10 protein-coding genes are annotated in these 12,658 nt (G+C 75.7%); 6 read left to right on the top strand and 4 right to left on the bottom strand.

Annotated elements, in window-relative coordinates; genetic code table 11:
• Positions 1-204: 204 nt before the first annotated feature.
• The 3 genes from ACR80Q_RS05455 to ACR80Q_RS05465 all read right to left on the bottom strand — a co-directional run bounded on the left by ACR80Q_RS05455 (position 205) and on the right by ACR80Q_RS05465 (position 3,534).
• Positions 205-1,257, bottom strand: coding sequence for a CNNM domain-containing protein (locus ACR80Q_RS05455; RefSeq protein WP_435376563.1), 1,053 nt, complete (start codon positions 1,255-1,257; stop codon positions 205-207).
• Entirely contained in the window at positions 1,254-2,636 is a 1,383-nt protein-coding gene (locus ACR80Q_RS05460) for a hemolysin family protein (protein WP_435376564.1), read from the bottom strand. The genes ACR80Q_RS05455 and ACR80Q_RS05460 overlap by 4 nt, the downstream gene beginning before the upstream one ends.
• 133 nt (positions 2,637-2,769) lie before the next feature.
• Complete coding sequence (locus tag ACR80Q_RS05465; protein ID WP_435376565.1) at positions 2,770-3,534, bottom strand: IclR family transcriptional regulator; 765 nt, start codon at positions 3,532-3,534, stop codon at positions 2,770-2,772.
• A gap of 205 nt (positions 3,535-3,739) precedes the next feature.
• Between ACR80Q_RS05465 and hutH the strand changes: the two genes are divergently transcribed.
• The 5 genes from hutH to hutI all read left to right on the top strand — a co-directional run bounded on the left by hutH (position 3,740) and on the right by hutI (position 10,810).
• On the top strand, positions 3,740-5,263 hold the full coding sequence (gene hutH / locus ACR80Q_RS05470) for a histidine ammonia-lyase (RefSeq protein ID WP_435376801.1): 1,524 nt from the start codon (positions 3,740-3,742) through the stop codon (positions 5,261-5,263).
• 115 nt (positions 5,264-5,378) lie between these two features.
• A complete protein-coding gene (gene hutU, locus ACR80Q_RS05475; RefSeq protein WP_435376566.1) occupies positions 5,379-7,034 on the top strand; it encodes a urocanate hydratase in 1,656 nt (551 codons plus the stop codon).
• A gap of 1 nt (position 7,035) precedes the next feature.
• The gene (locus ACR80Q_RS05480) at positions 7,036-8,325 is read left to right on the top strand and encodes an allantoate amidohydrolase (protein ID WP_435376567.1); all 1,290 of its coding nucleotides are present in this window, start codon (positions 7,036-7,038) and stop codon (positions 8,323-8,325) included.
• Positions 8,322-9,656, top strand: a complete 1,335-nt coding sequence (locus ACR80Q_RS05485; RefSeq protein ID WP_435376568.1) for a formimidoylglutamate deiminase — start codon at positions 8,322-8,324, stop codon at positions 9,654-9,656. Before ACR80Q_RS05480 ends, ACR80Q_RS05485 begins: the two co-directional genes overlap by 4 nt.
• Positions 9,653-10,810: an imidazolonepropionase gene (hutI, locus tag ACR80Q_RS05490; protein WP_435376569.1), complete on the top strand. Its 1,158-nt coding sequence runs from the start codon at positions 9,653-9,655 to the stop codon at positions 10,808-10,810. The genes ACR80Q_RS05485 and hutI overlap by 4 nt, the downstream gene beginning before the upstream one ends.
• Before the next feature lie 66 nt (positions 10,811-10,876).
• Here the strand turns inward: hutI and ACR80Q_RS05495 are convergent, their stop codons facing one another.
• Entirely contained in the window at positions 10,877-11,407 is a 531-nt protein-coding gene (locus ACR80Q_RS05495) for a flavodoxin family protein (RefSeq protein WP_435376571.1), read from the bottom strand.
• Positions 11,408-11,598: 191 nt separating this feature from the next.
• On the opposite strand from ACR80Q_RS05495, the gene ACR80Q_RS05500 reads away from it, so the two are divergent.
• Positions 11,599-12,636: a 1-aminocyclopropane-1-carboxylate deaminase gene (locus ACR80Q_RS05500; protein ID WP_435376572.1), complete on the top strand. Its 1,038-nt coding sequence runs from the start codon at positions 11,599-11,601 to the stop codon at positions 12,634-12,636.
• Positions 12,637-12,658 lie beyond the last annotated feature (22 nt).

The raw sequence follows: 12,658 nt of genomic DNA on the forward strand, positions 1-12,658 counted from the left end.
CGCCGAGGTGGTCGCGTCCTGCGGCTCCGGGGTCACGGCCTGCTTCACCCTGCTGGTCCGCGAGCACGCCGGCCTGCCCGCGGGGCGGCTGTGGCCCGGCTCCTACTCCGGCTGGACCGCTGACCCCGACCGCCCCGTCGTCATCGGGGACGCGCCGCACTGACGACGCACTGACGACGGGGCCGCACCGGGGGCCGGTGCCGGTCAGGCCTGGACCGTCACCGCCCGAGAGGGCGACACCGAGGCGAGGATCTCCACCTGGGGCACCAGGCGCCGGAGCACATCGGCCAGGGTCACGACCCCGACGAGGCGGCCCTGCTCCATCACGACCGCGAGGTGGGTGCTGGTCAGACGCATCTGCGACAGCGCCTCGTGGACCGGCAGGTCCGCCGACAGCTCGAACGGCTCCCGGACGAGCTCCTCGACGCCCTGCTCCGGGTCCATCGCCAGGGTGTCGCGCACGTGCACGACACCGGTGACGACCGTCCCGTCCCCGATGAGGATCCGCAGGTGCCCGGAGCGCTGGGTCGCGGCCTGGACGTCGGCCACGGTCGCCCCGTGCGGCACCGAGGTGGCGACGGCGTCGGTCCGGAGCAGGTCGCGCACCTGCAGGTCCTGCAGCTCCAGCGCCCCTCGCAGCTGCGAGGAGTACTCCTGGTCCAGCACGCCGGCGTCCGCGGAGTGCTCGACCAGCTGTCGCAAGGAGTCCGGCGTGTGACCGGTGGCGACCTGGTTGGCGGGGTCGACCCCGACCCGACGCAGGCACCAGTTGGCGGCCTCGTTGAGGGCGGTGAGCAGCGGCCGGGTGAGCCACATGAAGCCACGCATCGGGATCGACAGCATGGTGGCGGACCTCTCGGGGTGGGCGATGGCCCACGACTTCGGCGCCATCTCGCCCACCACCAGGTGCAGGAACGTCACGATGACCAGCGCCAGCGCGAACCCGGCCACCCCGGCGACCCAGTCCGGACCGCCGAGCCCGGCGATCCACGGGGTCAGGGAGTACTGCACGGCCGGCTTGGTGATGGCCCCGAGCGCCAGCGCGCAGACGGTGATGCCGAGCTGGGAGCCGGCCAGCAGCACCGTCAGCTCCGAGGAGGACCGCAGGGCGGCCCGGGCGGCGGCGCTGCTGGGCGCGGCGTCCTCCAGCCGGCTCCGGCGGGCGGCCAGCAGGGCGAACTCCACGGCCACGAAGAACGCGCTGGCGGCGATGATGACGGTGGTGATGAGGGCGATCAGCCACGGGTCGTCGGTCATCGCCGGGCCTCCTGGGGCTCGAGGTCGTGCGCAGGCAGCGGGACCAGCTCCAGCCGGACGGAGGCGGGCACGTGGTGCTCGACCTCGACGACCTCGGCGCGCAGGTACCGCACCACGGGGTCGCCGTCGTTGGCGAGGTCGGCCGGGTCCGGGGGCAGCTCGACGTCGAGGACGGCGCCCACCCCGGGCAGGCCGCCGTGGGCGGCGATGACGAGCCCGGCGATGGTCTCGTAGTCCCCGTGCGGGAGGTCGGTGCCCAGCAGGCGCTCGACCTCGTCGACGTGGGCCTCGCCGTCCACGAGCCAGCGGCCGTCGGCCGAGGACTCCCCGCTGGGGCCGTCCTCGTCGTCGTGCTCGTCGGTGATCTCGCCGACGAGCTCCTCGGCGACGTCCTCCATCGTCAGCACGCCGGCGAAGCCGCCGTACTCGTCGACCACGCAGGCCAGCTGGTTGCGGGTGCGGCCCAGCTCCTGCAGCGCGTCGGGCAGCGACATCAGGGTCGGCACGACCAGGGCGGGCCGCATGATCGAGCGGGCGGTGGCGGTGTCGTCGACGTTGGCCAGCACGTCGTCCAGGTGCACGACGCCCACGACCTCGTCCGTCTCGTCCAGCACCGGGTAGCGGGAGTGCCCCTGGCTCATCCGGACGCGCACGTCGGTCAGCGGGTCGTCGAGGTCGACGTGGTCCACGCGGTGGCGCGGGATCATGGCGTGCTCGACGTCCTGGTGGGGGAAGTCGAGGATCCGGTCCAGCAGCAGCGACAGCTCCTCCGGCAGGTCACCGCTCTCGCGGGACTCCTCGACGATGTGCTCGAGGTCCCGGGCGGTGGCGGAGTGCTCGACGTCGTGGACGGGCTCGATCCGCAGCGCCTTGAGGAGCAGGTTGGACGCCTGGTCGAAGACCCAGATCAGCCAGCCGAACAGCGTCAGGTAGGCCAGGGTCGACCGCGACAGCCAGAGGGCGACGGCCTCGGGCTTGGCGATGGCGAGGTTCTTGGGGAACAGCTCCCCGAACAGCATCTGGACCAGGGTGGACACCACCAGGGCGAGCACGGTGCCGATCGCCACGCCCACGCCGGTGGGGACACCCACGCCGCCCAGGATCGACCCCAGGGACTGACCGATCAGCGGCTCGGCGACGTAGCCGACGAGCAGGGCGGTGACGGTGATGCCGAGCTGGGCCCCGGACAGCATGAAGGAGGTGCGACGCGTGATGGACAGCGTCCGAGTGGCCTGCGCGTCACCGGTGGCGGCCTTGGCGGCCAGCGCTGACCGGTCGACAGCGACGTAGGCGAACTCCTGGGCCACGAAGTAACCCGTGGCGGCGGTGATGAGAAGGACGACGACGAACCCGAGCAGGAGCGATAGGGCGATCTCCATCAGAGGAGCGTTCCGCCCGCCGTGACGCCGGGACTTCGCTCGTGGCCGGGGCGTGAATCAGGATCCATGGGACGTGATGCTACGGGTGGTGGGCCCGTGATGACGGTTCGACGTCCCAGGCGCCCCGGGTGCCTCAGGTGCCTCCCACCCGGCGGGTCAGCTCGCCGGCGGTGAGCACGACCGCGGCGGCGAGCCCGGTCCGGGCGGTCCGGGGTACCTCGGCGGCGGGGAACGTGACCGCGACCGCGGCGACCGGGTGGCCGGCGGCGTCGCGGACGGCCGCGGCGACCGAGGCGAAGCCGGGGGTCACCTCGTCCTCCTCGACCGCCCAGCCCCGGCGTCGGGTGTCGACCAGCAGCCCCCGCAGCCGCGACGGCGACGTCGGCCCGGCCTCGTGGCGCAGCACGAACGCCGACCGCTCGCCGAACAGGGCCCGGACGTGGGCAGCCGGCAGGGCGGCCAGCATCGCCCGCCCGGTGGCGGTCAGGTGGGCGGGCAGCCGGACCCCGACGTCGCTGACCAAGGGGGCCCGCCCCGGGGCACGGTCCTCGATGACGTAGACGACCTCGGCCCCCAGCAGCACGGCCAGGTGAGCGGTGTGACCGGTGGCCGCGACGAGCCGGTCCATCGGCGCGCGGGCGAAGCGCTGCAACGAGGCCTGCCGGGTGTAGCCGTGCCCGATCTCGTAGGCCGCCACGCCCAGGGCGTAGCGGCGCTGCTCCGGCAGGTGGACGACGAAGCCCTGCCGGCACAGCTCGGCCAGCAGGTGGTACGTCGTGGACCGGGGCAGCCCGAGCTCCCGGCTCACCGAGGCGGCGGGCACCGGCGCCGCCTGCCCGGACAACCAGCGGAGGATCGCCAGCACCTGAGCGGCCGCGGGCACCTGGTCCGTCGCCACCCGACCTCCTCGTCGACGCCGGGCACGCGCCCGCTGTCTGGGATACCAGACGGTAGTGGGTCCGCGGCCGTGGCGCCGCCCCCCGCCCGGACGGTGGCATGGGGACGTGGACATCGCCGAGGACAACAGTGGGGTCAGCGCCGGAGACGACGCCGGGGGCGGCACCGGGGCCGCAGTCGTCGGCGCAGCGGAGGACTGCGTCGAGGTGGGCCCCGGCCCCCTGACCCCGGCCCAGGTCGTCGCCGTGGCACGGCACGGGGCCGGCGTCCGCGTCGGCGAGGCCGGGCTGACGGCGCTGGCCCGCGGCCGGGCCGTGGTGGAGGCCCTGGCCGAGGACCCGCGCCCCCACTACGGCATCTCGACCGGGTTCGGCGCGCTGGCCACGCTGCACATCCCCGCGGAACGGCGCACCCAGCTGCAGCGCTCGCTCGTCCGCTCCCACGCCGCGTGCACGGGCCCGGAGGTGGAGCAGGAGGTGGTCCGCGCCCTCATGCTGCTGCGGTTGTCGACGTTGGCGACCGGGCGTACCGGGGTCAGGCCCGTCACGGCCACCACCTACGCGGCGATGCTGAGCGCCGGACTGACGCCGGTGGTGCGCGAGCACGGCTCGCTCGGCTGCTCCGGCGACCTGGCCCCGCTGGCCCACTGCGCCCTCGCGGCCATGGGCGAGGGCGAGGTCCGTGACGCCGAGGGCCGGCTGCACCCGGCGGGCGAGGCGCTGCTGTCGGCCGGCATCGAGCCGCTGGAGCTGCACGAGAAGGAGGGCCTGGCCCTGCTCAACGGCACCGACGGCATGCTGGGCATGCTGCTGCTGGCCTGCGCGGACCTGCGGACGCTGCTGCAGACCGCCGACGTCACGGCCGCGCTGTCGGTCGAGGCGCTGCTGGGCAGCGACAGCGCGTTCGCCGCCGACCTGGCCGCCCTGCGACCCCACCCCGGCATCGCCGACAGCGCCGCCAACCTGCGGGCCCTGCTCGCCGGGTCGGGCGTGATGGCGAGCCACCGCGGCCCGGAGTGCACCCGGGTGCAGGACGCCTACTCGCTGCGCTGTGCGCCGCAGGTGCACGGCGGCGCCCGGGACACCCTCGCCCACGCCGAGACGGTCGCCGGCCGCGAGCTCGCCGCCACGGTCGACAACCCCGTCCTCACCGACGACGGCCGGGTCGAGAGCAACGGCAGCTTCCACGGCGCCCCGGTCGGCTACGTCCTGGACTTCCTCGCCGTCGTGGTGGCGGACGTGGCGAGCATGTCGGAGCGGCGCACCGACCGGCTGCTCGACCAGGCCCGCAGCCACGGGCTGCCCCCGTTCCTGGCCGACGACCCCGGCGTCGACTCCGGGCTGATGATCGCCCAGTACACGCAGGCCGCCGTGGTCAGCGAGCTCAAGCGGCTCGCGGCGCCGGCGTCGGTGGACTCCATCCCCTCCAGCGCGATGCAGGAGGACCACGTGTCCATGGGCTGGTCGGCCGCCCGGTCGCTGCGCCGGGCGGTCGACGGCCTGACCCGGGTGCTCGGGGTCGAGCTGCTGGTCGCGGCCCGGGGCCTGGACCTGCGTGCCCCGCTGACCCCGGCGCCCGCCACCGCGGCCGTGCTGACCGGTCTGCGCACCCACGTCCCCGGTCCCGGTCCGGACCGGTTCCTGTCCCCGGAGATCGAGGCCGCCGTCGCCCACGTCCGCAGCGGTGCGCCGCTGCGCGACGCCGAACGCGTCGTCGGGGCCCTCCGATGACCGGCCGCGCCGCGACGACCAGCCCCACCGCACCCACCGCACCCACCGCACGCACCGCACGCACCGCACCCAACGCACCCACCGCACCCACCGCACCCACCGCAGGAGGCACCCCGTGATCGGAGCCCGTCCCGTCCGCGCCGCGCGCGGCACCACCCTGACCGCCCGGTCCTGGCAGACCGAGGCGCCGATGCGGATGCTGATGAACAACCTCGACCGCGAGGTGGCCGAACGTCCCGACGACCTCGTCGTCTACGGCGGCACCGGCCGGGCCGCGCGGGACTGGGCCAGCTACGACGGCATCGTCCGCACCCTCACGACGCTGGCCGACGACGAGACCCTGCTGGTGCAGTCCGGCAAGCCCGTCGGGGTGCTGCAGACGCACGAGTGGGCGCCCCGGGTGCTGATCGCCAACTCCAACCTGGTGCCGCAGTGGGCCACCTGGCCGGAGTTCCGTCGCCTGGAGGCCCTCGGCCTGACGATGTACGGGCAGATGACCGCCGGGTCGTGGATCTACATCGGCACCCAGGGCATCGTCCAGGGCACGTTCGAGACGTTCGCCGCCGTGGCCGACCGGCACTTCGGCGGCACGCTCGCGGGCACCCTGACGGTGACGGGCGGCTGCGGCGGGATGGGCGGCGCCCAGCCGCTCGCGGTGACCCTCAACGGCGGGGTCTGCCTCGTCGTCGACGTCGACCCCACCCGGCTGCGGCGGCGCGTCGAGCACCGCTACCTGGACGAGGTGGCCGACGACCTGGACGACGCCCTCGCCCGCTGCCTGGCCGCCCGGCGCGAGCGGCGGGCCCTGTCGGTCGGCCTCGTCGGCAACTGCGCCGACGTGCTGCCGGAGCTGTTGCGTCGCGGGGCCGACGTCGACGTGGTCACCGACCAGACCAGCGCCCACGACCCGCTGTCGTACCTGCCCCGCGGGGTCGCCCTGGGAGACTGGGCCGAGCTGGCCGCCAAGGACCCCGACGGCTTCACCGACCGGTCCCGGGAGTCCATGGCCCGTCACGTCGAGGCGATGGTGGGCTTCCGCGACGCCGGCGCCCAGGCGTTCGACTACGGCAACAGCATCCGGGAGGAGGCCCGCCTCGGCGGCTGCACCCGGGCCTTCGAGGTGCCGGGCTTCGTGCCGGAGTACATCCGGCCCCTGTTCTGCGAGGGCCGCGGGCCGTTCCGGTGGGCCGCGCTGTCCGGGGACCCGGCGGACATCGCCGCCACCGACGCCGCGATGCTCGACCTGTTCCCCGACCACGACCGCCTGCACACCTGGCTGCGCGGGGCGCAGGAGCGGATCGCGTTCCAGGGGCTGCCCGCCCGGATCTGCTGGCTCGGCCTGGGCGAGCGGGCCGCCGCGGGCGAGCGGTTCAACGACATGGTCGCCTCGGGCGAGCTGAGCGCCCCGCTGGCGATCGGCCGCGACCACCTGGACTGCGGCAGCGTGGCCTCGCCGTTCCGCGAGACCGAGGGGATGGCCGACGGGTCGGACGCCATCGCGGACTGGCCGCTGCTCAACGCGCTGGTCAGCACCGCGAGCGGCGCGTCGTGGGTGTCGCTGCACCACGGCGGCGGGGTCGGCATCGGCCGCTCGCTTCACGCCGGGCAGGTGTGCGTGGCCGACGGGACCGCTCTGGCCGGGCAGAAGCTGCGGCGCGTGCTCACCAACGACCCGGCCATGGGCGTCATCCGGCACGTCGACGCGGGCTACGACGTGGCCGACCGGACGGCCGACGCCCAGCAGGTCCGCGTCCCGATGCGGGAGGGCTGAGGTGGCCGACGGGCCCGACCGGCGCGACTCCTTCGACACGATGTGGGCGGACCTGGAACCCCTCGGTCGGCGGGGCGACGGCGGCTACGACCGGTTCGCGTGGACCCGCACCGACGCCGACCTGCGCGCCTGGTTCACCGCCCAGGCCGCGGACCGCGGCCTGGACGTCGAGCAGGACCGCGCCGGCAACCTGTGGGCCTGGTGGGGCGACCCGGACGCCGCGGTCCGCGCCGGCACGCCCGGGGTCGTGGTCGGCTCCCACCTGGACTCCGTGCCGTCGGGCGGCGCGTTCGACGGCCCCCTCGGGGTGGTGTCGGCCCTGGCTGCCGTGGACGCCCTGCGCGACCGCGGCCCTCGGCCGTCGCGGCCGGTCGGGGTGCTGGTCAGCGCGGACGAGGAGGGCGCCCGCTTCGGGGTCGCCTGCGCCGGCACCCGGCTGCTGACCGGGGCGCTGGACCCCGACCGGGCCCGGGCGCTCCGGGACGCCGACGGCACGACGCTGGCCGAGGCCTACGAGGTCGCCGGGCACGACCCGGACGCGCTCGGCCCCGACCCGCGGGCGCTGGCGAGGGTCGGGACGTTCGTCGAGCTCCACGTCGAGCAGGGCCGCGGGCTGGTGCACCTGGACCGGGCCGTCGGGGTCTCCTCGGCCATCTGGCCCCACGGCCGGTGGCGGTTCGACCTGCCCGGTCGGGCCGACCACGCCGGCACGACGCGGCTGGCCGACCGCGACGACCCCGTCCTGCGACTGGCCCAGGTCGTCCTGGCGGCACGGGCCGTCGCCGAGCAGCACGACGCGCTGGCGACGGTGGGCAAGGTCGACGTGCGACCCAACGCGGTCAACGCGGTGGCCTCCGGCGCGACGCTGTGGCTGGACGTGCGCAGCGAGTCCCCGGCCGCGGTCGCCGCCGTCGTGGCCGACGTCACCCGGGTCGCGGGCGTCCGACCGGTCTGCGAGTCCGCGACGGCCGCCACCGCCTTCGACGTCGGGCTGACCGCCCGGGCCTCGGCCCTGCTGGGCGACGCCCCGGTGCTGAGCACCGGGGCCGGGCACGACGCCGGGGTGCTGGCCGCCGCCGGGGTGCCCACGACCATGCTGCTGGTGCGCAACCCCACCGGTGTGTCGCACTCCCCCCACGAGCACGCCGACCGCGACGACTGCCTGCTCGGCGTCGAGGCGCTGACCACGGTGCTCGCCGACCTGGTGCGCGACGACCTGGTGCGCGACGACCTGGTGCGCGACGGTGGTCCACGTCACCCCGGCGCCGCGCCCGCCGGCGGGCACCCGTGAGCCCTCAGGCGTGGTTCGCGGAGCACGCCTGGCTGCCGTCGGGGGTGGCCCGGGACGTGCGTGTCGAGGCCGTCGACGGGTACTTCACCGCCGTGGTCCCCGGCGGCTCCCCCGCCGGCGCCACCCCTCTGCCGGGGGTGGTCCTGCCCGGCCTGGCCGACGGTCACAGCCACGCGTTCCACCGGGCCCTGCGTGGGCGTACCCACGGCGACGGCGGGTCGTTCTGGACCTGGCGCGAGCAGGCCTACGCCGTGGCCGACCGGCTGGACCCGGACAGCTACCTCGACCTGGCCCGGGCCTGCTTCGCCGAGCTCGTGCTGGCCGGCGTCACGACCGTCGGTGAGTTCCACTACCTGCACCACGGCCCCGGCGGCCACCGCTACGACGACCCCAACGCCATGGCCGAGGCGCTGCGGCAGGCCGCCGCCGACGCGGGCCTGCGGCTGACGCTGCTGGACGCCTGCTACCTGGCGGGCGGGCTCGACGCCGGGGGGTCGAGGCCGGTCACCGGGACCCAGCTCCGCTTCGCCGACGCCGACGTGGACGCCTGGGCCGGACGGGTCGAGGCGCTGCGCCCGTCGGCGGGCCTGCGGGTCGGGGTGGCCGCCCACTCGGTGCGGGCCGTCCCCCGCGAGGCCCTCGCCGCCGTGGTGCGGGCCGCGGCCGGGCGCCCCCTGCACGTGCACGTGGCCGAGCAGCCGGCCGAGAACGCCGACTGCCAGGCCGCGCACGGCCTGTCCCCCGTCGGCCTGCTGGCCGCCGAGGGGGTCCTCGGTCCCACGACGACGGTCGTGCACGCGACCCACCTGGACGCCGACGACGTCCGGCTCCTGGGCCGCAGCGGCACCGGTGTGTGCCTGTGCCCCACCACCGAGCGCGACCTGGCCGACGGCATCGGGCCCGGGCTCGCCCTGCACCGGGCGGGGTCGCCCCTGTCGGTCGGGTCCGACCAGCACGTCGCCGCGGACCTGCTGGAGGAGGCCCGCGGCGTCGAGCTGCACGAGCGGCTCGCGAGCGGGCGGCGCGGCTGCTTCACGCCGGCCCAGCTGCTCGCGGCCGCCACCGCCCACGACCGCATCGGCTGGCCCGAGGCGGGGCGCCTGCAGGTGGGGGCGCCGGCGGACCTGGTGGCGGTCCGCCTCGACACGCCCCGCACCGCCGGCTGCCGCCCCGACCAGGTCCCGCTGGTGGCGGGCGCGGCCGACGTCGACACCGTCGTGGTGCAGGGCCGCACCGTCGTCGACGGCGGCCACCACGTCCTGGGCGACGTCGGTCGGCTGCTGGGCGACGCGCTGGCGAGCCTCGACCTGCGAGCGGGAGGCCGACGATGAGCAGCCTGCTGCTGCACGGCATCGCGGAGCTGGTGACCAACGACCCCGCCGTCGGCGACGGGTCCCCGCTGGGCCTGGTCCACGACGCCGGCCTCGTCGTGCAGGACGGCACGGTCGCCTGGGTCGGTCCGGCGGCCTCGGCCCCGGCGTGCGACCGGTCCCGGGACCTGGCCGGTCGCGCGGTCGTGCCCGGCTTCGTCGACCCCCACACCCACCTGGTCCACGCCGGCGACCGGGCCGCGGAGTTCGCCGCACGCTCCGCCGGGCAGCGCTACGACGGCGGCGGCATCGCGAGCACGGTGGCCGCGACCGCCGCGGCCGGTGACGAGCAGCTCCGGCGGCTGCTGGCCCGACGAGTCGCGCAGGCCCGCGCCTCGGGCACCACGACGCTGGAGGTCAAGAGCGGCTACGGCCTGACGGTCCGCGAGGAGGTGCGTGCGCTGCGGCTGGCGGGCGAGGTGACGACCGAGACCACGTTCCTCGGTGCCCACGTCGTCCCGGTGGGCACCGACCGCAGCGACTACCTCGATCTGGTCACCGGGGACATGCTCACCGCCTGCGCCCCGCTGGCGCGCTGGGTCGACGTGTTCTGCGAGCCCGCCAGCCCGCACGCCTTCGACGCCGACGAGGCCCGGGCCGTCCTGCAGGCCGGGCGCGCGGCCGGGCTGGGGCTGCGTGTGCACGCCAACCAGCTCGCACCGGGCCCCGGCGTCGCCCTGGCCGTCGAGCTGGGCGCGGCGAGCGTCGACCACTGCACGTTCCTCACCGACGACGACGTGAGCGCCCTGGCCGCCTCGACCACGGTGGCGACCCTGCTGCCGGGCGTGGAGTTCTCCACCCGGATGCCGTACCCGGACGCCCGCCGCCTGCTCGACGCGGGGGTCCGCGTGGCCCTGGGCAGCGACTGCAACCCCGGCACCTGCAACACCAGCTCGATCCCGTTCGTCATCGCCCTCGCGGTGCGCGAGTGCGGCCTCACCCCGGCCGAGGCCGTCCACGCCGCCACGGCCGGCGCCGCGGCCTCCCTGCGACGCACCGACGTGGGTCACCTGGGCGTCGGGGCTCGCGCGGACGTCACCGTGGTCGACGGGCCCAGCCACGTGCACCTCGCCTACCGACCGGGCATGCCGACCGCCCGCGCCCTGGACCTGTGACGGCCGTCGGGCCCGCCGGGCAGCAGCATCGGCGTGCCGGCCGGTGCCGGCCGGTGCAGGCCGGGGTCAGACCTGAGCGGCACCCACCCGCTGGGCGGCCTCGGCGACCTCGGCGCCCCAGGCCCGCGCCCGGTCGAGCTCACCGGTCGCCAGCGGACCCTGCATGCCCTCGACCGCGAACGACTCCGCGGGCGCCACCATGCGGCAACCCAGGCTCTTGAGCCTCCGCTGGGCCCGCCGGCCCGCGTGGCCCGGGAGGTCGGGCTTGCTGACGTGCGTGTCGAACGCCACCGCCATCAGCGAGCAGGTGGACGCGTCGGCCAGCCACTCCCGCACGCCTCGACCGCTGGAGATGCCCGGGTGCCCGACCTGCTCCGCGGCGGAGTCGCGCGTGCGCTGCCGGCTCAGCCCGAAGGCGTGGGTGGGGGCCCCCACCACCAGCAGGTCGACCTCGGCGCGCCCGGGATCCGGCGCCTGCCCCACCTCGACCACCGTCGCGGGCATCCGCGACCAGATGCCCTCGGCCACGGCCCGCGCCACCTCCTCGGTGTTGCCGAACATCGACTCGAACACCACCAGCGCCGTCATCGCGACCATCCCTCTCCACTCCCGGCAGGGGCGCGGACCGTCCCGCCAGGACCATCCTCCGACGGTCGCGCCGCCCCCACCAGGGACCTGGGTCCCGGTCGCGGCGCCGGGTCTCGCCGCCCGGGCGCCCGGCCGCCCACCGGCCCCGGTGCGCCACGCTTGCACCCCGACCCACCGCCCGCCCTGGTGAGGAGACACCGATGACCGCGCTGCAGGACCACCCCCGCCACCCGCTCACGTTCGGCCCCAGCCCGGTCCACCGCCTCGACCGGTTGTCCGCGCACCTGGGCGGGCCGACGATCTGGGCCAAGCGGGAGGACTGCAACGGGGGGCTCGCCTACGGCGGCAACAAGACCCGCAAGCTGGAGTACATCGTGCCCGACGTGCTCGCCTCCGGGGCCGACACGCTGGTCAGCATCGGCGGGTTCCAGTCCAACCACACCCGGCAGGTCGCCGCCGTCGCCGCGCACCTGGGCCTGAAGGCCGTGCTGGTGCAGGAGCGCTGGGTGGACTGGCCGGACTCCGTCAACGACCGGGTCGGCAACATCATGCTGTCGCGGATCATGGGCGCGGAGGTGCGGCTCGACCCGTCGGGCTTCGGCATCGGGATGAAGGACAGCTACTCCCAGGCGATGCAGGACGTGCGCGACCGCGGCGGGGTCCCCTACGGGATCCCGGCCGGCGCGTCGGAGCACCCGCTCGGCGGGCTCGGGTTCGCGCAGTGGGCCTACGAGGTGCAGCAGCAGGAGGCCGAGCTCGGCGTGTTCTTCGACACGGTCGTCGTGTGCTCGGTGACCGGGTCCACCCACGCCGGCATGATCGCCGGGTTCGCCGGGCAGGACCGGCCGCGCCGGGTCATCGGCATCGACGCCTCCGCAAAGGTCGACGCCACCCGCGAGCAGGTGGCGCGCATCGCCCGGCACACCGCGGACCTCATCGACCTGGGCCGCGACCTGCGCGACGACGAGATCACGGTCCTCGAGGGCTGGGCGGGCGACCTCTACGGCATCCCCGTCCAGTCCACGCTGGACGCCATCCGGTTGCTCGGCCGCCTCGAGGGCGTGATCGTCGACCCCGTGTACGAGGGCAAGTCGATGGCCGGGCTGATCGACCTGGTCCGCGACGGTCGGATCGGGCCCGGCTCGAACGTGCTCTACGCCCACCTGGGCGGGCAGCCGGCGCTCAACGCCTACAGCGCGCTGTTCACCGGGTCGGAGGGTGACCCGACAGGCCTGTAGGCCGGGCCGAACCTACGGAACC

Source organism: Aquipuribacter aurantiacus (assembly GCF_051216895.1).
In the GTDB taxonomy this organism is placed as follows: domain Bacteria; phylum Actinomycetota; class Actinomycetes; order Actinomycetales; family JBBAYJ01; genus Aquipuribacter.